General features: G+C 70.3%; 21 protein-coding genes. 15 read left to right on the forward strand and 6 right to left on the reverse strand.

Annotation, left to right across the window (positions count from 1 at the left end):
- Positions 1–60 precede the first annotated feature (60 nt).
- Genes ACWIE7_RS04190 through ACWIE7_RS04205 form a run of 4 tightly spaced genes read left to right on the forward strand, consistent with a single transcriptional unit; the run spans position 61 to position 2,930 of the window.
- The gene (locus tag ACWIE7_RS04190) at positions 61–954 is read left to right on the forward strand and encodes an SDR family NAD(P)-dependent oxidoreductase (protein ID WP_452098559.1); all 894 of its coding nucleotides are present in this window, start codon (positions 61–63) and stop codon (positions 952–954) included.
- A 60-nt stretch (positions 955–1,014) separates the two neighbouring features.
- On the forward strand, positions 1,015–2,055 hold the full coding sequence (locus ACWIE7_RS04195; RefSeq protein WP_454068640.1) for a pirin family protein: 1,041 nt from the start codon (positions 1,015–1,017) through the stop codon (positions 2,053–2,055).
- A 55-nt stretch (positions 2,056–2,110) separates the two neighbouring features.
- Positions 2,111–2,473, forward strand: coding sequence for a GNAT family N-acetyltransferase (locus ACWIE7_RS04200; protein WP_452098561.1), 363 nt, complete (start codon positions 2,111–2,113; stop codon positions 2,471–2,473).
- Between the two features lies 1 nt (position 2,474).
- Positions 2,475–2,930, forward strand: a complete 456-nt coding sequence (locus ACWIE7_RS04205; protein WP_454068641.1) for a carboxymuconolactone decarboxylase family protein — start codon at positions 2,475–2,477, stop codon at positions 2,928–2,930.
- Between the two features lie 70 nt (positions 2,931–3,000).
- Here the strand turns inward: ACWIE7_RS04205 and ACWIE7_RS04210 are convergent, their stop codons facing one another.
- Positions 3,001–3,417 (reverse strand): YccF domain-containing protein, encoded by a 417-nt coding sequence (locus ACWIE7_RS04210; RefSeq protein WP_454068642.1) that lies wholly within the window; start codon positions 3,415–3,417, stop codon positions 3,001–3,003.
- Between the two features lie 56 nt (positions 3,418–3,473).
- Between ACWIE7_RS04210 and ACWIE7_RS04215 the strand changes: the two genes are divergently transcribed.
- Positions 3,474–4,877: a sigma 54-interacting transcriptional regulator gene (locus tag ACWIE7_RS04215; protein WP_454068643.1), complete on the forward strand. Its 1,404-nt coding sequence runs from the start codon at positions 3,474–3,476 to the stop codon at positions 4,875–4,877.
- Positions 4,878–4,939: 62 nt separating this feature from the next.
- Positions 4,940–6,958 carry a vWA domain-containing protein gene (locus ACWIE7_RS04220; RefSeq protein WP_454068644.1) on the forward strand — a complete coding sequence of 673 codons (2,019 nt, stop codon included), beginning with the start codon at positions 4,940–4,942 and terminating at the stop codon, positions 6,956–6,958.
- A gap of 35 nt (positions 6,959–6,993) precedes the next feature.
- On the opposite strand, the gene ACWIE7_RS04225 is transcribed toward ACWIE7_RS04220, so the two are convergent.
- From ACWIE7_RS04225 to ACWIE7_RS04245, 5 genes are all read right to left on the reverse strand, one after another.
- Positions 6,994–7,653, reverse strand: coding sequence for a class I SAM-dependent methyltransferase (locus tag ACWIE7_RS04225; RefSeq protein WP_452098566.1), 660 nt, complete (start codon positions 7,651–7,653; stop codon positions 6,994–6,996).
- 24 nt (positions 7,654–7,677) lie between these two features.
- Positions 7,678–8,076, reverse strand: a complete 399-nt coding sequence (locus tag ACWIE7_RS04230; RefSeq protein ID WP_452098567.1) for a carboxymuconolactone decarboxylase family protein — start codon at positions 8,074–8,076, stop codon at positions 7,678–7,680.
- On the reverse strand, positions 8,073–9,107 hold the full coding sequence (locus ACWIE7_RS04235) for an NAD(P)-dependent oxidoreductase (RefSeq protein ID WP_454068645.1): 1,035 nt from the start codon (positions 9,105–9,107) through the stop codon (positions 8,073–8,075). The genes ACWIE7_RS04230 and ACWIE7_RS04235 overlap by 4 nt, the downstream gene beginning before the upstream one ends.
- 14 nt (positions 9,108–9,121) lie before the next feature.
- Complete coding sequence (locus tag ACWIE7_RS04240) at positions 9,122–9,874, reverse strand: SDR family oxidoreductase (protein WP_452098569.1); 753 nt, start codon at positions 9,872–9,874, stop codon at positions 9,122–9,124.
- Between the two features lie 68 nt (positions 9,875–9,942).
- Complete coding sequence (locus tag ACWIE7_RS04245) at positions 9,943–11,418, reverse strand: aldehyde dehydrogenase (RefSeq protein WP_454068646.1); 1,476 nt, start codon at positions 11,416–11,418, stop codon at positions 9,943–9,945.
- Between the two features lie 88 nt (positions 11,419–11,506).
- On the opposite strand from ACWIE7_RS04245, the gene ACWIE7_RS04250 reads away from it, so the two are divergent.
- The 9 genes from ACWIE7_RS04250 to ACWIE7_RS04290 all read left to right on the forward strand — a co-directional run bounded on the left by ACWIE7_RS04250 (position 11,507) and on the right by ACWIE7_RS04290 (position 20,278).
- A complete protein-coding gene (locus ACWIE7_RS04250; RefSeq protein ID WP_452098571.1) occupies positions 11,507–12,079 on the forward strand; it encodes a TetR family transcriptional regulator in 573 nt (190 codons plus the stop codon).
- Between the two features lie 8 nt (positions 12,080–12,087).
- Positions 12,088–13,305: a cytochrome P450 gene (locus tag ACWIE7_RS04255; RefSeq protein WP_452098572.1), complete on the forward strand. Its 1,218-nt coding sequence runs from the start codon at positions 12,088–12,090 to the stop codon at positions 13,303–13,305.
- Positions 13,302–14,096, forward strand: a complete 795-nt coding sequence (locus ACWIE7_RS04260) for an SDR family oxidoreductase (protein ID WP_452098573.1) — start codon at positions 13,302–13,304, stop codon at positions 14,094–14,096. The genes ACWIE7_RS04255 and ACWIE7_RS04260 overlap by 4 nt, the downstream gene beginning before the upstream one ends.
- Positions 14,097–14,185: 89 nt before the next feature.
- On the forward strand, positions 14,186–15,484 hold the full coding sequence (locus tag ACWIE7_RS04265; protein ID WP_452098739.1) for a cytochrome P450: 1,299 nt from the start codon (positions 14,186–14,188) through the stop codon (positions 15,482–15,484).
- A 17-nt stretch (positions 15,485–15,501) separates the two neighbouring features.
- Complete coding sequence (locus ACWIE7_RS04270; RefSeq protein ID WP_230928272.1) at positions 15,502–15,702, forward strand: ferredoxin; 201 nt, start codon at positions 15,502–15,504, stop codon at positions 15,700–15,702.
- A 72-nt stretch (positions 15,703–15,774) separates the two neighbouring features.
- Positions 15,775–16,350 (forward strand): nuclear transport factor 2 family protein, encoded by a 576-nt coding sequence (locus tag ACWIE7_RS04275; protein ID WP_452098575.1) that lies wholly within the window; start codon positions 15,775–15,777, stop codon positions 16,348–16,350.
- A 5-nt stretch (positions 16,351–16,355) separates the two neighbouring features.
- Positions 16,356–17,630 (forward strand): hypothetical protein, encoded by a 1,275-nt coding sequence (locus ACWIE7_RS04280; RefSeq protein WP_454068647.1) that lies wholly within the window; start codon positions 16,356–16,358, stop codon positions 17,628–17,630.
- A 42-nt stretch (positions 17,631–17,672) separates the two neighbouring features.
- Positions 17,673–19,388 (forward strand): AMP-binding protein, encoded by a 1,716-nt coding sequence (locus tag ACWIE7_RS04285; protein WP_452098577.1) that lies wholly within the window; start codon positions 17,673–17,675, stop codon positions 19,386–19,388.
- The gene (locus ACWIE7_RS04290; RefSeq protein WP_454068648.1) at positions 19,385–20,278 is read left to right on the forward strand and encodes an SDR family NAD(P)-dependent oxidoreductase; all 894 of its coding nucleotides are present in this window, start codon (positions 19,385–19,387) and stop codon (positions 20,276–20,278) included. Before ACWIE7_RS04285 ends, ACWIE7_RS04290 begins: the two co-directional genes overlap by 4 nt.
- The last annotated feature ends 34 nt before the right edge of the window (positions 20,279–20,312 follow it).

Here is a 20,312-nt window from a genome sequence, read left to right on the forward strand (position 1 = left end):
CCGCACCCGGGCCGCGTGAGGCGTCACCCGGGGACGGGCGCCCGACGGTAACGTCGGGTCATGGACACCGCGGAATCCGGTAACCCCGTCGTCGTCGTCACAGGTGCCGGGGGCGGCCTCGGGGCCGCCACGGCCGCGCTCTACGCCGAGCGCGGCTGGCAGGTCGTGGCCGTCGACCTCAGGGCGCCCGCCGGCGGCGCAGGCATCACCGGGCTGGCCGCCGACGTCACCGATTCGGCCTCGTTGGAGACGGTCGCCGACCGCGTGCGCGCCGAGCACGGCCGCATCGACGTGCTGATCACCTTCGCGGGAGTCCTCGGGATCGGGCCGCTCACCGAGTCCGACCCCGAGAAGACCCAGCGCGTGCTGGACGTCAACGTCATGGGCACCGTCCGCACCGTTCACGCGCTGTGGGATCTGCTGCGCGAGAGCGGCGGGCGCGTGGTGCTCATCAGCTCCGAGACCGGCCCGCAGCACGCCATGCCGATGAACGGCCCCTACGCCATGAGCAAGCACGCCGTGGAGGCCTACGGCGACGCGCTCCGCCGCGAGCTGATGTTCCTCGGGATGGACGTCGTGCTGGTGCAGCCCGGCCCGTTCCGGACCGGGATGACCGCCGCCATCCTGCGCAACTTCCAGGAGTCGACCCGGCCGGGCTCGCCGTTCGCCGCCATGGCATCGGTGATGGGGGAGATGGCCGCCGGGCAGGACGAGGTCGCCGGGGACCCGTCGGTGCTGGCGGAGACGGTATGGGCTGCCGGGACCGCCCGCCGTCCTCGACACCGCTACGCGGTGAAGTGGGACCTCGGACGTCGCCTGCTCGACCTCCTGCCCGTGCCGGTCGTCGACAAGGCGCTCACCCTCGCGCTCGCCGGAAAGATCAACGCCCGCAAGCTCGAGCTCCGGCGCGAGGCCGCCGACGACCGGCGGGCGATGAGCGAGGTGGCCGACTGACGCACCCTGCCATGACCGACCCGACCAGTTGTACCGACGTGACGATCAGGAGCGCGACCCATGACCAACCTCGACCCGCGACCGGACGAGATCGAGTGCGAGGCCGGCGGGGCGGCCAACGGCCGTGAGCCCGGCGGCGCCCGCGTGGAGATCATCACCTCCCGCGACGTCCCGCTCGGCGGCCCACGCGCGATGACCGTCAAGCGGACCCTGCCGCAGCGGCAGCGTTCCCTCATCGGGGCGTGGTGCTTCGTCGACCACTACGGGCCCGACGATGTCTCGGCGAGCGGCGGAATGGACGTGCCCTCCCACCCGCACACCGGGCTGCAGACCGTGAGCTGGCTGTTCGAGGGCAACGTCACGCACCACGACTCCGGGGACAACCACGCGGTGGTCCGGCCCGGAGAGGTCAATCTCATGACCTCCGGCGCCGGCATCTGCCACACCGAGGTGTCGACCCAGGACACGACGGTGTTGCACGGGGTGCAGCTGTGGACCGTGCTCCCCGACGAGCACCGCGAGACCAGCGGCCGCCGCTTCGATCACCACGTGCCCGAGCCGGTGGCACTCGACGGCGGTTCGGCCCTGGTGTTCATGGGCTCGTTGCTGGGGTCGTCGTCGCCGGTCTCCACGTTCTCCCCGCTGCTCGGGGCGGAGATCCGCCTGGACCCCGGTGCGGAGCTGACCATCGACGTCGACCGGGACTTCGAACACGGGCTCCTCGTCGACGCCGGGGACCTCACGCTCGAGGGCGTGAGCGTCGAGCCGGCCCAGCTGGCCTACACGGGCGTCGGTGAGACCACGCTGACCGTCCGTAACGTCGGCGATTCCCCGGGCCGCGCCGTCCTGATCGGTGGCACGCCGTTCGAGGAGGAGATCATCATGTGGTGGAACTTCATCGGCCGCACCCATGATGAGATCGCCCGCTACCGGCAGGAATGGGAGGAGCACTCGGAGCGCTTCGGACGCGTCCACGGCTACGTCGGCCACGACCCGGAGGGGCTGACCCGCCTGCCCGCGCCCACCCTGCCCACCACGACCCTCACACCGCGCGTCAACCCGGCGGGGCGAGCCCGGACCGACCGGCCCGGGACCGACTGACCCGCTGCGGCCCCGCACCGTGGCGCCGCCGAACCCGAAGGAAAGGACGACGACGATGACAGATCGCCAGTACACCGACAAGACCGGAGAGACCGTCACCGTGCGGCGCGACCCGCAGCAGGAGGCCTTCGAGATCAGAACGGCCGACGACGAGGTGGCCGGTCACGCCCACTTCCGCACTCGCGGCGACGATCGGATCTTCCACCACACGGTCGTCGACGAGCGATTCGGCGGCCGCGGGATCGGGACCGCGCTCGTCCGCGGCGCCGTCGAGGCCACGATCGCCGAGAACGTGCCGATCGTGGCCGTGTGCCCGATGGTCAAGGGATTCCTGGAGAAGAACGCCGAGGAGTTCGCGGACTCGTATCGACTCCCGACACCCGACGACATGGCATGGCTGCGCGAACAGGAGGACTGACGTGGCGATCCCACAGCTCGACCGGGTCCACCGGGAGGTCTACAAGCCGCTCGTCCGCTCGGCGGTCGCCTCGCGAGAGGCATCGACCGAGGCCGGGCTCGACGAGGGGCTGCTCGAGCTGGTCAACGTGCGGGTCTCGCAGATCAACGGGTGCGCGGCCTGTCTGGCCACCCACGTGCCGGCCGCACGCGATGCCGGGGTATCCCAACGGCGACTCGACCTGTTGCCCGCGTGGCGTGAGCTCGACGCGTTCGGGGAGCGGGAGCGGGCCGCGCTGCGGCTGGCCGAGACCCTCACACGGCTGGACGATGTGGATGAGCGGGCCGCCGCCATCACGGCCGCGTCGGAACATTTCGACGACGAGCAGCTCGCCGCACTGGAGTGGGCGATCGTGCTGATCAACTCGTTCAACCGCGTGTCGATCGCGAGCCACCACCAGCCACGTCTCGAGGACTGAGGACGGGCGCCGACGGGGCCCGGTGGCCGGCCACCGGGCCCCCGGATCGCCCGACGACCGGGGCCTCGCGTCAGCGGCCGGTCACCGGGATAATGCGCGCCCGGTCCGACGGGACGATCTCCTTGCCGAACGGGAAGCACGTCACGGGGATGAGCTTGAGGTTGGCCCACGCCAGCGGCAGCCCGATGATGGTGATGGCCTGGGCGATGGCGGTGCCGATGTGGCCGATCGCGAGCCACAGGCCGGCGATGAGGAACCAGACGACGTTGGCGACGGTGCTCGCACCCCCCGACCGGCCGGTGTCGACGACCTCCCGGCCGAACGGCCACAGCACGTAGAGCCCGATCCGGAAGCTCGCCACGGCGAACGGGATGGTGACGATGAAGATGACGGCCAGGATCCCGGCCGCGAGGTAGCCGAGGAACAGCCAGAACCCGGCGGTCACGAGCCAGATGATGTTGAGGACCAGAGTCAGCACTTCGCGCATGACACCCGAGTCTAGGCCGGAAGCGGCGGTGCGCCGGCGGGGCTACGGTGGGCAGCGTGAGCAACAAACCGGACATCAGGACCCTCGGCGAGTTGCGCGCCGCCGGGTACACCAGCCGCACTCTCCGAGAGGAGTTGCGGCACAACCTGCTCGGGGCACTCGCCGCTGGCCGGGATCCGTGGCCGGGCATGCACGGCTTCGCCACGACCGTCATCCCGCAACTCGAACGGGCGATCATCGCCGGCCACGACATCGTGCTGCTCGGCGAGCGCGGGCAGGGCAAGACACGCCTACTGCGCACCCTGGTCGGACTGCTGGACGAGTGGTCGCCGGTGGTGGCCGACACCGAGCTGTGGGAGGACCCGCTCGCCCCGATCACCGGCCCCACCCGGGAGCGGATCGCCCGCGAGGGTGACGCCCTGCCGATCGAGTGGCGCCACCGCAGCGAGCGGTACGTCGAGAAGCTCTCCACGCCGGACACCTCGGTGGCGGACATGATCGGCGACGTGGACCCGATGCGGGTCGCGGAGGGCCGCCGGATGGGGGATCCCGAGACCATCCACTACGGCCTGGTGCCCCGCGCCAACCGCGGGATCGTGGCGCTCAACGAGCTCCCGGATCTGGCAGAGCGGATCCAGGTGGCGCTGCTCAACGTCATGGAGGAGCGGGACATCCAGATCCGCGGGTATGTGCTGCGCCTGCCGCTGGATGTGTTGGTGCTGGCCTCGGCCAACCCGGAGGACTACACCAACCGCGGCCGGATCATCACCCCGCTCAAGGACCGGTTCGGCGCCGAGATCCGCACCCACTACCCGCTCGAGCTCGTCGACGAGATCGAGGTCGTGCGGCAGGAGTCCGACCTGACCGCAGACGTTCCGCAGCCGCTCATGGAGCTGTTGGCGCGGTTCACCCGCGAACTGCGCGCCTCCGACGCGGTCAACCAGGCGTCCGGGGTGTCGGCGCGTGTCGCGATCGCCGGCGCCGAGACCGTCGCCGCGGCCGCGCGGCGTCGGGTGGCGGTGCGAGGTCTGGATGACGACGACGGCGGCGAAGCCGTGGCCCGCCTGGTCGATGTCGACGCCGCGGTGGACGTTCTGCGCGGCAAGATCGAGTTCGAGCCCGGGGAGGAGGGGCGGGAGTCGGAGATCCTCCGATACCTGCTGCGGAGCGCCACGATCGATGTCGTCCGGGACCTGTTCCGAGGGGTCGACATGGCGCCCCTCGTCGAGGCCTTCGACGGCGATCTGACGCTGACCACCGGCGCCGACGTGACGGCGGCGGAGTTCCTGAAGGCACTGCCCGAGCTGTCCGAGCCCGGGTTGTACGACGAGATCGCCGAGCGGGCCGGCGCGCGGACCGCGGGTCAGCGGGCCGGCGCGATCGAGTTGGCGTTGGAGGGGCTGTACCTGTCGCGCCGGTTGTCCAAGGAGACCGGGGACGGCGCCGCGGTATACGGCTGACCCGGCACGGCCGCGAACGCCGGACCAGCGCTGCACGCCGGCGCGGAGGAGAGAGGTGCACGATGGCGCGAGCCGAACGCAATGCCCGCTATGGACGGTATGTCGGCGGGCCGGACCCGCTCGCCCCACCGCTGGACCTGTCGGAGGCGCTCGAGGCCGTGTCGGAGGGCGTGATGGCCGGCTACTCGCCGCAGCAGTCGATGCGGGAGTTCCTGCGCAGCGGTGGTCGGGACCTGACCGGGCTGGACGAACTCGCCGGCGACCTGAACTGTCGGCGGCGCGAACTGTTGGAGAAGCACCACCTCGGGGGCACGCTGGACGAGGTCGCTCGATTGCTCGAGCAGGCCGTGCTGGCCGAGCGGGGGCAGCTCGCCCGGGACACCCGGATGGACGCGATGGACCGCACCATGCGGGAGATGACCCTCGAGAATCTCCCGGGCTCCCCGGCCGCGGCGGTGGGGGAGCTGGCGGAATATGACTGGGCATCCACCGACGCCCGCGAGTCGTTCCGGCAGATCCAGGATCTTCTCGGCAGGGAGGCGCTGGACGCCCGGTTCTCCGGGATGAGGCAGGCGCTCGAGAACGCCACCGACGCCGACCGGGCCGCCGTCTCGGAGATGTTGTCCGACCTGACCGACCTGCTGGACAAGCACTCGCGCGGGGAGGATACGCGCGAGGACTTCGAGCGCTTCATGGACACGCACGGGGACTCGTTCCCGGAGCAGCCGCGCGATGTCGAGGAACTCATCGACACGCTGGCGGCCCGATCGGCCGCGGCGCAGCGGATGATGAACTCGATGACCCCCGAGCAACGGGAGGAGCTGATGGCCCTGTCGCAGCAGGCATTCGGTTCGCCCGAGCTCTCCGATCAGCTCGGTCGGCTCGACGGGCTGCTCCAGACCCTGCGACCCGGCGAGGACTGGGGTGGTTCCAGCGACTTCGAGGGCTCTGACGGACTCGGTATGTCCGAGGGGGCGGCGGTGATGGCCGAGCTCGGTGATCTGGATCGGCTGGCCGAGCAGCTCGCGCACTCCGACGGATCGCCATTGTCCGAGCTGGACCTCGAGGCCGTGGCCCGGCACCTCGGTCACAGTGCGGCGGTCTCCGTACAGACCCTCGCCCGGATCGAGCGGGAGATGCGGGAGTCCGGCTACCTCAGTCGCCGTCCGGACGGTGACCTCAGGCTGTCCCCGGCCGCACTGCGGAAGCTGGGCCGTTCGCTCCTGCGGGACGCGGCCCGCCGGTTGTCCGGGAGGTCGGGCGCGCGGGAGACCCGGGCCTCGGGAGCCGCCGGGGAGCAGACCGGGGCGAGTCGCCAGTGGCAGTTCGGTGACGTGGCGTCCTGGGATGTGCCGAGGACGGTCACCAACGCGATCACCAGGTCGGCGGCGGAGGGCCGCCCGACCGGGCAGCGGATCCGGCTGCTGCCCGAGGACATCGAGGTCCGTGAGAGCGAGGCCCGCACCCGGGCGGCGGTCGCGCTGCTGGTGGACACCTCGTTCTCCATGGCGATGGAGGGCCGCTGGGTCCCGATGAAACGCACGGCGCTGGCCCTGCACCACCTGATCACCACGCGGTTCCGGCAGGACCGCATGCAACTCATCTCGTTCGGCAGTCTCGCGCAGACGAGGACCATCGAGAGCCTTCTCTCCCTGGACGCCCGATACGAGCCGGGGACGAACCTGCACCATGCGCTGCTGTTGGCGGGACGCTTCTTCCGCGAGCACCCCACGATGCAGCCGGTGCTGCTCATCGTCACCGACGGCGAACCCACCTCGCACCTGCTCGCCGGTGGGGAGCCGTGGTTCGCCTATCCGCCGGATCCCGAGACGATCCGCACGACCGTCGACGAGTTGGACCGGGTGGCGCGGTTCGGGGCCCGGACGACGTTCTTCCGGCTGGGGGACGACCCCGGACTGTCGCGGTTTCTCGACGCGCTGGCCCGGCGGGTGGACGGCACGGTGGTCGCGCCGGAGGTCGACGACCTCGGCGCCGCGGTGGTCGGCCGATTCCTGCACGCCCGGCGCGGTGGGCCCGGTGCCGGCGACCCTTGGAGTGCCGGCGGCCGCTGGGCCGTCTGATCCGGCGTCCCGGAGGGTGTGGCCGGCGGCCCGGCTCAGGGCATCGGGGCGCCGACCTCGCCGGCGTCGCGGCGCAGCACGCGCAGCGAGTCCACGGCGCGGACCTCGGTGAACTGGCCGGACTCGATCGCACGGCAGTAGATCTCGTACGGGGGGCGCCCGCCGTCCTCGGGGTTCGGGAAGACGTCGTGGATGAGCAGTGCTCCGCCGATCTCGACCCACGGGGCCCACCCCTCGTAGTCGGCCTGCGCGGCCTCGGAGGAGTGCCCACCGTCGATGAACACGAACGAGGCGGGTTTGCCCCACACGCGGGCGACCTGACGGGAGCTGCCGACGGCCGCGGTCACCACGTCGTCGAGGCCGGCGTCCCACACGGTGTGCCGGAACCGGCCGAGCGTCTCGAGCCGACCGGTGTGCGGGTCGACGAGGTCGGCGTCGTGGTACTCCCAGCCCGGCTGGTGCTCTTCGGAACCCCGGTGGTGGTCGACGGTGACGATGCTGCCGCCGGTCACCCGGGCCGCTGCGCCGAGGAACACCGTCGAACGGCCGCAGTAGGTGCCGATCTCCACGCCCACACCGTCGCCCAGGTACTCGCAGGCGATCTCGTACAGGGTGGTGCCCTCTTCGAGGGGCATGAAGCCGGGGGCGGCGAGCGCGACGGCCAGCAGCGACGGTTCGATCTCGGGTGCGGTCATGGGCACCAACCTAGTAGGCACCCCTCAGCTCTCGGCGCGGCGGGCGGCCTTGCGGGCCCGGGCCACGTGCGGCCCCACGACGTTGCCGAGCTTGGTCCCGTTGGGCCAGCCCGCGTAGTAGCAGAGGAACAGCACGATCTCCTCGAGCTCGTCCGCCGTCAGTTCGCCGTTGCCCAGCGCCGCGCCCACCTGGATATCGGCGATGTCCGAGTTCCCCTGGGCGGTGAGGGCGCCGAGCAGCAACAGCCGGCGGTCGCGGTGGGTCAGTCCGGGACGGGACCAGATCCGACCGAAGAGATGGTCGGCGGTCTCGGCGAAGTAGTCACCCGGCCCGTCCGACATCTCGAATCCGTACGCCTCGGTCATCATGGCCAGTCCGTGTGCGCGTTCCGGGCTCAACCCGGCGTCCGCCTCGTTGCTCATCCGTGTACCTCGTCGTTGTCGTCGTCGTTGTCGTTGGTCTCGTCGGCACCCGCGCCGACACGCGCTCCGGCGCCGGCCCCGGTGCCCGCATCGGCGGCCAGGGCGATCTCGCCCGGCCCCACACCGAAACCGGCGCCCAGATCGCGCAGGGCGATCGCACCGAGCGGCAGGTCCACGCCCAGGCGATCGGCCAGGCCCAGGGCGAGCGACAGGTCCTTCTCTCCCAGGCCGCGGACATGGGTGAACACGCCGTGCCAGAAGTCCTCGGGGTCGATCGGCGCGGTGGTGTCGCGGAGCATCACCGCGCCGGCGCCGCCCGTGATCGCGTCGGTGTGCCGCACCACGCGGCCTAGCCCCGCGATGTCAATGCCTGCGGCCTCGGCCAGACGCGAGGCCTCGGCCGTCGCGGTGAAGGAGATGAAGTGCAGCAGGTTCCGCGCCAGCTTCATCCGCGTGCCCGCGCCCACCTCGCCGGCGTGGACAGGCATGCCCGCCCAGAGCCTGAACGCCGGCCTGCAGGCGTCGTAGACCTCGCGCGGGCCGCCGACCATCACCGCGAGTTCGCCGGCCTCCGCACCCTGCGCGCCGCCCGAGACGGGGGCGTCGATCAGATGTACGCCGGCCGCAGAACACACCTCGGCCAACTCTACGGCCGTCGAGTCGGAGATGGTCGAGTGGACGGCGATCACCGTTCCGGGGGAGGCGGTGCGCAGGATGCCGTGCGGGCCGTCGACCACGTCGCGGACCTGGGCGTCGTCGAGCACCGTCACCGAGATCAGCTTCGCCGTCCGGGCCACATCCTCCGCGCGATCCGCGACGGTCGCGCCCTCGGCGACGAACGGCTCGGTGGCCTCGGCGCGCACATCGCACACCACGAGCCCGCCGGGCCAGGCGAGCAGTCGCCTGGCGATGGGCGCGCCCATGTTGCCCAGTCCGATGAAGCCGACCGGGGCGGGGGAGTCGTCGGGAAGTCCCGGCCCGATCGGCGCGTCGGCCGGATCGGTGGGGTCCAGGTCGTCTGCGCCACTCATGGGCGGATGCTCGCTCACGATCTGATGACCTGTCCGCCGTCGACGTTGAAGATCTGGCCGGTGATCCAGCTGGCCTCGTCCGACAGCAGGAACAACAGCATCCCCACGAGGTCCTCCGGCTGGCCCATCCGCTTGATCGGCAGCTTGTCCACCATCTCGCTGACGATCGATTGCGGGGTGGTGGTGAGGTTGGCCTCGGTGGCGATCGGGCCGGGGGCGATCGCATTGATGCGGATGTTCGAGCCGCCCAGCTCGGTGGCCAGCTGCTGGGTCAGGCCGTTGACACCCACCTTGGCCAGGCCGTAGAAGCCCGAGTACAGCCACGCCGCGGTGGAGGACTGGTTGACGATCGCGCCGCCGCCGGCGGCCGCCATCTTCTCCCAGCAGGCCCGCACCATGAGCAGCTGGCCATTGAGATTCACCGACATGAACTTCTCGTAGTAGTCCCACGGCACGGTGATGAGGAAGTCCAGCTTCATGCCGCCGAAGATCGCGGCGTTGTTGACCAGCATGTCGAGCCCGCCGAATCGCTCCACCGCGGCCTCGGCGCACGCGTTCGCCGAGAACTCGTCGGAGACGTCGGTGTGCTGGAAGAAGGCGTGGCCGCCGGCCTCGATGATCTCGGTGGCCACGCGCTCGCCCTGCTCGGTGGAGACGTCGGCCACCACCACCTTGGCACCCTCGGCGGCGAGCGCCTTGGCGTACTCCTCGCCGATGCCGCCGGCCGCGCCGGTCACGATCACTGTCTTACCGTCGAAACGTCCCATGGTCTGACTGCCTTCTGTTGATGGATGCTGTGGTGAGGGGCCGGTCATCGGCGTGCGGCCGGCGCGGGTCAGGCCGGCGTCGCGACGGACTTGATCTCGAGGTATTCCTCGAAGCCCTCGCGGCCCATCTCCCGGCCGATGCCGGACTGCTTGTAGCCGCCGAACGGCACGTCGGCGCCGTACCACTGGCCGCCGTTGACGCCGAGCGTGCCGGTGCGGATCCCGGCCACGACCTTCTCGACCCGCTCCGGATCGGTACCCCACACCGCCCCGGACAGGCCGTAGGGCGAATCGTTGGCGATCCGGATGGCGTCCTCGTCGCCGTCGTGCGGGATGATCACCAGTACGGGGCCGAAGATCTCCTCCCGGGCGACGCGCGCGGAGTTGTCGAGCCCGGAGATGAGAGTGGGCTCGACCCAGAAGCCGCGGCCGAAGCCCTCGCCGGTCGGGCGGGTGCCGCCGATCTCGATCGTGCCGCCCTCGGCGCGGGCGAGCTCGATGTAGCCCTCGATGCGCTCGCGCTGGACGGCGGAGATCACCGGGCCGCAGAACGCGCCGGGATCGGTGGGGTCGGTGGGGGCGAACGAGGCCATGGCGCTCTTGGCGGCCTCGATCGCCTCGGCGTACTTCTCGCGGGGCACCACGAGCCGGGTGGTCAGTGCGCAGCCCTGCCCGGCGTGGGTGCAGGTGTTGAGGGCGGTCATGAAGCAGGCGGTGCCGAGGTCGGCGTCGTCGAGCACGACCGACGCGGACTTGCCGCCCAGCTCCAGGAACACCTTCGTCAGCGATTCGGCTGCCGCGACCATGATCTTCTTGCCGGTCGAGGTGGAGCCGGTGAAGGAGACCAGGTCGACCCGGGGGTCGGTGGTCAGCTGCGCGCCGATCCCGTGGTCGGAGGAGGAGATCACGTTGAGCACTCCCGCGGGCAGGTCCGTCTCCTCGGCGGCGATCCGGGCCACGGCCGCGGCGATGAGCGGGGTGTCGGGCGCGGGCTTGAGCACCACGGTGCAGCCGGCGGCCAGTGCGGGGCCGATCTTGGCCAGGTTGATCTGGTTGGGGAAATTCCACGGCGTGATGGCGCCGACGACGCCGATCGCCTCGCGCCGGGTGGTGCGGTGCGAGCGCACGCCCATGATCTCGGACTCGCCCAGGTCCTCGGTCCACTGGTAGGCCTCGACGAGATCGGCGAGCCAGCCCAGGTCCGCGACGGGCCCCTCGAGCTGGGGTCCGGTGGTGAACATGTGGGGCGCCCCGACCTCGGCGATGGTCAGCGCGCGCAGCTCCTCCGTGTGTGACTGCAGCGCGTCGCGGAGCTGGCGCAGGCACGACGCGCGGAATGCGTGGTCGGTGGACCAGTCGGTGGTGTCGAAAGCGGTGCGGGCTGCCGCGATCGCGGCGTCCATGTCCTCGGAGGTGGCGTCGGCGGCGGAGCCGAGGACCTCCTCTGTGGCCGGGTTGAGCACGTCGAACGTGGCGCCCGAAGTGGACTGCCGGAGTTCGCCGCCGATGAGCAGCGGTGCGGTGTCGGTGATGCTCGTCGTCACGGGGGGGCCTTCCGTCGGGCTGGGTGGGCATCGGTTGGGTGGACAGCTGTCTAGACGATAGTCCGGGGTTGGTGTACTGTCCAGACACATGTCCACTGCAGCCCGTTTCGAATCCACACGGCGGCGGCTCAACGGCCAGCAGGCCGAGACCGTCGACCGCCTGACCAGTGCTGCTGTCGAAGTGCTTCGGGAGAAGGGTGCCGGAGGCCTCGCGGTCCGGGCCGTGGCGGCCAGGGCGGGCGTCGCCCCCGCGACCGCCTACACCTACTTCTCCTCCAAGGGACACCTCATCGCCGAGGTGTTCTGGCGTCGCCTCGATGACCACGCGACCGCACCGATCGAGGGTGGCTCCACGGTCGACCGGGTGGTCGCGGTGCTGCGCGATGTCGCCCTGTTGATCGCCGACGAGCCCGAGTTGTCCTCGGCGGTCACCGGCGCGCTCCTGGGCGACGATCCGGAGGTGTCCCACCTGCGCGTGCGGATCGGCGCCGACATTCGTCGCCGCCTGGTGGCGGCCCTGGGCGATCAGAACGACGACGACGTGGTGTCCGCGCTGGAGATGGTCTATGCCGGGGCGCTCGTCAGAGCAGGCATGGGCTACGGCTCCTACGCGGACATGGCGGACGCGATCGAATCCGCCGCACGACTGATCCTGAGGTGACATCGGATATGACCACCGCAACCCCCGCTCCGCTCGTGTTCAGTCCGTATGACTACGCGGTACACGAGGATCCGTATCCCTTCTACGCCCGTCTCCGGAACGAGGCGCCCGTCTACCGCAACGCGGAGCTCGATTTCTGGGCGCTGAGCAAGTACTCCGATGTGCGCGAGGCGTTCCGCGATCCCGAGGTCTTCTCCAGCGGCAGGGGGGTCTCGCTCGACCCTGCCGCGTACGGACCGCACGCCTACAAGACCATGTCGTTCCTCGCCATGGACGATCCCCGCCACGCCCGCCTGCGCCGGCTGGTCAGCAAGGGCTTCACCTCCCGGCGGGTGGACGCGCTGCGCGAGGGGATCGAGAAGATCTCCCGCGAGTACTGGGACGAGTGCCTCGAGCGCTCCCGCGACGGCGAATCGTTCGATTTCGTCGACGACTACGCGGGCAAGCTCCCGATGGACGTCATCTCCGACCTCATGGGCGTGCCCGAGGCGGACCGCGCCGAACTGCGACGGCTGGCGGACCTGGTGATGCACCGAGAGGAGGGCGTCCAGGACGTCCCCCAGGAGTCGATGGTCGCGGCGCTGGATCTCATCACCTACTACCAGGGCATGGTCGCCGAGCGGCGAAGGTCACGCACCGAGGACCTCACGTCGGCGCTGATCGACGCGGAGATCGACGGCGAGAAGCTGGACGAGGACGAGATCCTGTCCTTCCTGTTCCTCATGGTCGTGGCCGGCAACGAGACCACCACCAAGCTCCTGGCGAACGCCCTGTTCTGGGGCCACGAGTACCCCGCGCAGTCTCGGCTCGTCCTCACCGACCCGGAGATGGTCCCGCAGTGGGTGGAGGAGACCCTGCGTTTCGACACCTCGAGCCAGATGATCCTGCGCACCACCACGACCGAGACCACGATCCGCGGGGTGACGATCCCCTCGGACCAGAAGGTCCTGATGCTCATCGGATCGGCGAACCGGGACGAGGACGTGTTCTCCGACGGGGACGTCTTCGACCTGACCCGCGACACCTCGGCCAGCCTGAGCTTCGGTCAGGGCCCCCACTTCTGCCTGGGCGCCCATCTCGCCCGGCTCGAGGGCCGCGTCGCCCTGGACATGATCGCCAGCTCCATCACCGGGTACGAACTGCTGCCCGGCGCGGAGCGCGTGCACTCCTCCAACGTGCGCGGGTTCGCACACCTGCCGATGCGGGTCGAGGTGCGGCACCGATGAGTCTGCGTTTCCCGCCCCAGCTGGACAACGCGGTCCGGCCGGCCCTGATCACCGGGGCCTCGTCGGGCATCGGCCGCGCCAGCGCCGAAGCGCTCGCGGCACTGGGCCACCCCGTCGTCGTGGGCGCCCGCCGTGCCGCCCGCCTCGACGAGCTCGTCGCCACGATCCGTGAGGCGGGCGGCGAGGCCACGGCATGCGCGGTCGACGTCACCGACGCCCGATCGGTGGCGGCCTTCGTCGCCGCCGCGACCGAGGCCTACGGCGATCCCGAGGTGCTGGTCTCCAGCGCGGGAACGCTCAAGATGGCGAGGGTCTGGGAGATGGACCCCGGGGAGTTCGCAGCCCAGCTCGACATCCACCTGCTGTCCGTGCACCGGCTGCTCCACGCGATCGTGCCCGGAATGGTCGACCGCCGCCGCGGCGACGTCGTCGTCATCGGATCCGACGTGGCCTACACTGCCCGCCCCCGCTCCGGCGCCTACGTCGCCGCCAAGGCCGGGTTGGAGAACATGGCCATCCAGGCCCGCAAGGAGCTCGAGGGCACCGGGGTCCGGCTCGGCGTGGTCCGCCCCGGCCCGGTGATGACCGAGATGGGCACCGAGTTCGACCCGGAGACCGCCGAATCCGTCATCAACGACTGGGTACGCCACGGCTTCGGGCGTCATCCACGCATGTGCAAACCCGCCGACCTCGCCCGGGGCGTCGCCGCGATGGTGTCGATGCCCCGAGGCGCACAGATCACCGAGCTGGAGATCCAGCCGGAGGCCCCCATCGAGGAGGACTACTCGTGACCAGCACCGGCAACCCCGTAGAGTTCCCGGACTTCTCCACGCTCGCCGAGCCAGGACGAGTCTCCGGCGGCGAAGGCGGGCTCGGGCACATGGACGAGCTGCGCGCCGATCCGATCAGTCTGTTCTGGCGGGTGCGCGAGGAATGCGGGGATCTCGGGATCTTCAGGATCGCCGACCGCGACATCTGCCTGGCCTCCGGCGCCGCCGCCAACGAGGCGTTCTTCCGAGCCCCGGACGAATCCCTGGACCAGGCGGCCGCCTACCCGTTCATGACGCCGGTGTTCGGCGAGGGCGTCGTCTTCGACGCGAGCCCCGAACGGCGCTCGGAGATGCTCCACAACACCGCGCTGCGCGGCGAGCACATGCGACAGCACGCCGTGACCATCCCACGCGAGGTCGAACGGATGGTGGCCGAGTGGGGCGACGAGGGCGAGATCGACCTGCTCGAGTGGTTCTCCGAGCTGACCATCTACACCTCGTCCGCGTGCCTGATCGGACCGAAGTTCCGCGAGCAGCTCGACGCCCGGTTCGCCCACCTCTACCACGACCTCGAGCAGGGCACGGACCCCCACGCGTACATCGACCCGTACGCCGACATCCCCTCGTTCCGCAGGCGCGACGCCGCCCGCGAGGGCCTGGTGGAGCTGGTCTCGGCGATCATGGACGAGCGGATCGCCGACCCGCCGGCGGACAAGGACGACCGGGATCTGCTGGACGTGTTGGTCTCGGTCAAGAACGAGGACGGGACGCTCCGGTTCTCCCCGGACGAGGTCACCGGCATCTTCATCTCGATGATGTTCGCCGGTCACCACACCACCTCCGGCACCAGTGCATGGATGCTCATCGAGCTTCTCCGGAACCCGGGCTACCTGACCGAGGTCGTGGCCGAGCTCGACGAGATCTACTCCGATGGCGCCGAGTACTCGTTCGGTGCGCTCCGCCAGATGCCCAAGGTGGAGAACGCTCTCAAGGAGACGCTCCGCCTGCACCCTCCGCTCATCATCCTCATGCGGGTCGCCCAGGAGGACGTGCGGATCGGCGACTACGCGGTGCGTGCCGGACAGACGGTGGCCGCCTCGCCGGCGGTGTCCAACCGACTGCCCGAGGACTTCCCGGACGCCGACGCCTTCGACCCGGACCGCTATGCCGAGCCGCGGCAGGAGGACATCGTCAACAGGTGGACCTGGATCCCGTTCGGCGCCGGGCGGCACCGGTGCGTCGGCGCGGCGTTCGCCCAACTGCAGATCAAAGCGATCTTCTCCGTACTACTGCGTGAGTACGAGTTCGAACTCGCCCAGCCCGCCGAGAGCTACCACAACGACCACTCCAAAATGGTCGTCCAGCTGGCCCAACCGTGCGTGGTCCGCTACCGCCGGCGGCAGCGCTGAGGGAACAGGAGGACGCGATGAGAGTCGAGGTCGATTTCGACCTGTGCCAGGGGCACGCCGAGTGCCAGGCGGAGGCCCCCGACTGGTTCACGGTCGGCAAGGGTTCCGAGGCCAAGGTCCGCGCAAAGCGTGGCGAGATCCCCGACGACCAGCTGGCGGCCGTCAAGGACGCCGTCAGGTACTGCCCGACACAGGCACTCCGCCTGGTCGAGAACTGACACCCCGAACCGAACACAGTCACCCCGGGAATCAGACGATCCCGGACGACACCCCACCAGGAGACGAGTGACGTGACCCGATACGACCGTGCAGAGATCGCCGCTTTCGTCCAGAAATGGGTGGACGCGAACGCCGAGTGCGAGCGGAACAAGGACTGGCGACCGCTGGAGTCGTTCTACGCCGAGGACGCCACCTACGGCTGGAACTACGGCACCAAGGACGACTTCATGGCCGTCGGCCGTGACGAGATCCGGGACATCGCGCTCGGCCAGGAGATGGCAGGACTCGACGGCTGGGAGTACCCGTACATCCGGACGATCATCGACCCCGAGACCGGTGACGTGCTCTGTTTGTGGAAGCAGATCGCGCGCGACACCGTCGACCCGAAGACCGGCCAGCCGTACGAGGTGCACGGCCTGGGCGGATCGTGGTTCCTCTACAACGGGAACCAGCAGTGGGCCTGGCACCGCGACTTCTTCGACTTCGGCAACGTCGTGGACCTGTTCATGCGCATGTACGAGGCCGATGCGCTCACCGATTCCATGAAGGCCCGCTTCGAGGGCGCCGGCGGGAAGCCCGCCGGCTGGTACCGCATCGAGGACAGCCCGGCCCCGCTCTGGCCGGTGTCGAGCCCGGACGAGGTCTGAGCCCCATGGCCCCGCTGTCGCGCCCGGATCCGCTCGAGACCCTGGACCACGCCTCCCTCGCCCGGTTGCTGCCCGATCTCCTGCTGATCGGGCAGCTCATCGACAGGGCGGGGATGCCCGCGCTGCTCGGCGAGTTCGGCGTGGACGGCATGCGGGACGTGGCCATCGAGGAGTGGCAGGCCGCCAGCCCGCACTACACGCGCCGGATGAAGGAGGCGCTGTCGATCACCGGTGACGGCGTCGCCGAGATCTTCAAGGGCTTCCAGCTCGACGTGGGGGCGCCGCCCGAGTTCATGGACTTCCGGTACGGGATCACCGACCACGACAACGGCGAGTTCTGGCTCGACCACTGTGGGGCGCTGATGGATGTCGAGCCGATGGGCGACAGGCTCGTGACGACGATGTGTCACGACATCGAGGACCCCACCTTCCCGGCCACCGCGCTGGCCACCAACCCCCGCGCGGTCGTCGAGCCGATCCACCGACCCCCGCGAAGCCCCGAGGGACGGACGCCGCACTGTCACTGGGTGGTACGGATCGACCCGGACGCCCCACCGGCGCCGATGCCCGGACCCGCGGTCGAGTCGGCGTCCAGCCGGCTCATCGACTTCCGGTTCGACCCGCCCGCCCCGCAGGACACCGCCGGCGAGGGCGAGCGCGACGACTACGCGGGCCCGCTGTTGACGGACCTCGTGTTCGGTGAATTCACCTCGGCGGCCCTCATCCGTGTCGTCCGCGAGGTGTATCTGCAGATGCACCTGCTCGCGGTGGGGTTCCACCAGTCGGTCCGGCGCCGCTCGGATCGCGGGACCGCCGACCGGCTGCTCGCGTACCAGGCCACGGGCATCGCGGGGGTCGCCGCGGGTCGCATCCGGGACGCCCTCGGCGCGGACCCCGACGCCCGGGGGCTCGCCGCGGTCCTCGATAGCCATCCCCTGGCCGGGCCGACCGCCTACACCGGCTACTCGTCGCGGGTGTCCGACGACGGGCGCGAGCTCACCGTCTCCTGGGACACCTCCGCGGACGCATTCGCCGACGACACCTGGCTGCCGCTGATGGCCGCCGGCGACCTGCGCCCGCTCGAAGCCGCCGCACACGCGGTCGACCCGCACTGGACCGTCGCGGCCGTGCCCGGCGACGGCTCACGACTCGAGGCGGTTCTGCGTCTCGGCGAGACTCCCGCGAAGGAATCGGAGGAGGTCGCCGTGACCCGCATCAGCACGGGCGCGGCCTTCGACTTCGGTCCCGCACGCACGTCCCTGCCCATCACTCCCGTCTGACCCCGCATCCCACCCGAACCGCCTGATCCCGGAGGCCCCGTCATGGCACACAATCTGGCTGACCTTTTCGAGCATGCCGCTGATGCGTACGGCGACGATCGGCTGGCCGTGGTCGAAAACGACCGGCGGCTGACGTACACCGGGCTGGACGAGGAGGCCAACAGGTGGTGCTCCGTCCTGGCCGACCTCGGGGTGAAGGCGGGTGATCACGTCGCCGTCCACCTCCGCAACGGCGTGGACTGCCTGGCACTGATCCTCGGCATCCTCAAGCTCCGTGCGGTGCCGATCAGCGTCAACTACCGTTACTCGGGCGCCGAGTTGCGCTACCTCTACGACTACTCCGATGCCTGCGTGCTGGTGTTCCACCGCGAGTTCGGGGCCGCGGTCGCCGGCGCGGCCGAGGGGCTGGACTCCGTCCGCCACACGATCGTCGTGGACGACGGATCCGGCGTGGAGCCCCTCCCGGCCGGGGCTCTGGACGCCCGCGCGCTCCTCGCCGCCGCCTCACGAGAGCGGCCCGACGTCGAGCGCAGCGCCGACGACCTCTTCCTGGTGTTCACCGGGGGCACCACGGGCAAGCCCAAGGGCGTGATGTGGCGGCAGGAGGACCTGTGGCGCAGCCTCGGCGGTGGCGCTGACTATCACACCGGTGAACCGGTTCCGGACGAGTTCCACCAGTCGCGGTCGGGACTCGCGGGCGATCCGATGCGCTATCTCATCCTGCTGCCGCTGATCCACACCTCGGGCCTCATGCCGAGCTTCACCGGGCTGTTCGCCGGCGGGACCATGCACTACATTCCGCACTTCCGTGCCGACGAGGCGCTCGAGGAGATCGAGTCCGAGAAGATCCAGGTAGCCGTCGTGGCCGGGGATGCGATGGTCCGCCCGATCGTCGAACGCCTCAGGGAGAGCGGGGCCGACACCTCGAGCATGTTCATGATCTCCTCGGGGGCCGCGTTGTTCTCCCCGTCGGTCAAGGCCGACCTGCTCGGATTGCGTCCGGACCTGATGATCATGGATGCGTTCGGCTCGTCCGAGAGCGGTTTCGGCGGCCTGGGGGTCGTCACCAAGGCCGATCTCGACGACGGCTCCCTGTTCACCGACCACGGCCCGCGCATCCCGCGGGGCACCACTCTGCAACTGGTCGACGATTTCGACGAGCCGCTTCCCGACGATTCGACCGAGATCGGCTGGATCGTCAAGTCCGGCTACCAACCCACCGGCTATTACAAAGATCCGGCCAAGTCGGCCGAGACGTTTCGCGAGGTCGCCGGCACCATGCGGGTGTTCACCGGGGACCGTGGCCGCTATGACGGCCCGGCCACGATCATCATGCTCGGACGGGGCAGCCAGGTCATCAACTCCGGCGGCGAGAAGATCTTCGCCGAGGAGGTCGAGGCGGCGCTGAAGGCGGTGGACGGGATCGTGGACGCTGTGGTGCTGGGCATTCCCGACGAGCGCTTCGGACATCGTGTCGGCGCGGTGATCGAGTGGGCCGTCGGGCACGACGGTCGGTTCGACGAGGTCGAGGCGTCACTGCGCGGAAGCCTGGCCGGCTTCAAGGTCCCGGCGGCTCTGTGGGTCGTCGAGAAGGTCGAGCGGCATCCGAGTAGCAAGACGGACTACGGCTGGGCGCGCACGCTCGTCGCCGATCGCGCGCCCGACCACGATCGACGTACCGGTCGGGGGCGCGGCACGGATCAGAATCGCCGAACCGATCAGGACCGCCGGACCGATGTCGAGGGCGCGTCCGCATGACCCCGTCCGCCGACGGTTCGCGGCTGCGCCTCGACGGGCAGGTCTTCGCGATCACCGGCTCGTCCCGCGGCATCGGCGCCGCAGTGGCCGAAGATCTCGCGTCCCGCGGTGCGGACGTCGTCCTCAACGGCCGCGACAACGCCGCGCTGGAGCGGCAGGTCACGGAGTTGGCGGCCCGCTCGGACGGGCGGATCACGGGTGTCGCGGGATCCGCCCATCTGCCCGAGGTGGCGCGTGAACTCCTCGAGCGGGCCCGCGAGGGCGACTCGGTGGTGGCGGGACTGATCGCCTGCGCCGGGGTGGCCGAACCGCCGGGGTCCTCGATCCTCACCGTGGGGCACAGCGAATTCGCCGATCTCATGGACGCCCACCTGGGGACGGTCTTCGCGACCTGTCGCGAGTTCGCCCCACACTTCGTCGAGGCGGGGGCAGGGACGATCGTCACCACGTCCTCGTTCGCATGGAAGGGCGACTACGGGGGGACGGGGTATCCGGCCGGCAAGGGCGCGGTGACGTCGTTGACCATGGCGATCGCCGCGGAGTTGGCGGAGCACGGCGTCCGGGCCAACGTGGTGTGCCCCGGCGCGCGGACCAGGCTGTCCGAGGGCGACGACTACGAGGGGAAGATCCGCGAGCTGGGGCGTAGGGGGATGCTCGACGAGCTCAGCGTCGCCGGTGCACTCGACCCCGCCGGGCCCCGGTACGTGGCGCCCCTCTACACCTATCTGGCCTCGGGATTGTCCGCTGGGATCACCGGAGGGGTGTTCGCCGGCTCGGGCGGCTTCCTCGGCAGGTTTCCCACGCCCGAGGCACAGATCCTGGCCTATCGGGACTTCCACGACAGCCCGCCCTGGACTCCCGAGGAGATCGACGTCCACCTCCGCCGCTGACGAGCACCCGCTCCCGTGCCCGCCTCTCGTGCCC

The organism is Dietzia sp. NPDC055343, assembly GCF_053645265.1.

Excerpts from the sequence above, each read along its gene's own strand:
- ACWIE7_RS04190 (WP_452098559.1), top strand. The coding sequence starts at position 61 with ATGGACACCGCGGAATCCGGTAACCCCGTCGTCGTCGTCACAGGTGCC.
- ACWIE7_RS04195 (WP_454068640.1), top strand. The coding sequence starts at position 1,015 with ATGACCAACCTCGACCCGCGACCGGACGAGATCGAGTGCGAGGCCGGC.
- ACWIE7_RS04200 (WP_452098561.1), top strand. The coding sequence starts at position 2,111 with ATGACAGATCGCCAGTACACCGACAAGACCGGAGAGACCGTCACCGTG.
- ACWIE7_RS04210 (WP_454068642.1), bottom strand. The coding sequence starts at position 3,417 with ATGCGCGAAGTGCTGACTCTGGTCCTCAACATCATCTGGCTCGTGACC.
- ACWIE7_RS04220 (WP_454068644.1), top strand. The coding sequence starts at position 4,940 with ATGGCGCGAGCCGAACGCAATGCCCGCTATGGACGGTATGTCGGCGGG.
- ACWIE7_RS04225 (WP_452098566.1), bottom strand. The coding sequence starts at position 7,653 with ATGACCGCACCCGAGATCGAACCGTCGCTGCTGGCCGTCGCGCTCGCC.
- ACWIE7_RS04230 (WP_452098567.1), bottom strand. The coding sequence starts at position 8,076 with ATGAGCAACGAGGCGGACGCCGGGTTGAGCCCGGAACGCGCACACGGA.
- ACWIE7_RS04235 (WP_454068645.1), bottom strand. The coding sequence starts at position 9,107 with ATGAGTGGCGCAGACGACCTGGACCCCACCGATCCGGCCGACGCGCCG.
- ACWIE7_RS04240 (WP_452098569.1), bottom strand. The coding sequence starts at position 9,874 with ATGGGACGTTTCGACGGTAAGACAGTGATCGTGACCGGCGCGGCCGGC.
- ACWIE7_RS04250 (WP_452098571.1), top strand. The coding sequence starts at position 11,507 with ATGTCCACTGCAGCCCGTTTCGAATCCACACGGCGGCGGCTCAACGGC.
- ACWIE7_RS04255 (WP_452098572.1), top strand. The coding sequence starts at position 12,088 with ATGACCACCGCAACCCCCGCTCCGCTCGTGTTCAGTCCGTATGACTAC.
- ACWIE7_RS04260 (WP_452098573.1), top strand. The coding sequence starts at position 13,302 with ATGAGTCTGCGTTTCCCGCCCCAGCTGGACAACGCGGTCCGGCCGGCC.
- ACWIE7_RS04265 (WP_452098739.1), top strand. The coding sequence starts at position 14,186 with ATGGACGAGCTGCGCGCCGATCCGATCAGTCTGTTCTGGCGGGTGCGC.
- ACWIE7_RS04270 (WP_230928272.1), top strand. The coding sequence starts at position 15,502 with ATGAGAGTCGAGGTCGATTTCGACCTGTGCCAGGGGCACGCCGAGTGC.
- ACWIE7_RS04280 (WP_454068647.1), top strand. The coding sequence starts at position 16,356 with ATGGCCCCGCTGTCGCGCCCGGATCCGCTCGAGACCCTGGACCACGCC.
- ACWIE7_RS04285 (WP_452098577.1), top strand. The coding sequence starts at position 17,673 with ATGGCACACAATCTGGCTGACCTTTTCGAGCATGCCGCTGATGCGTAC.
- ACWIE7_RS04290 (WP_454068648.1), top strand. The coding sequence starts at position 19,385 with ATGACCCCGTCCGCCGACGGTTCGCGGCTGCGCCTCGACGGGCAGGTC.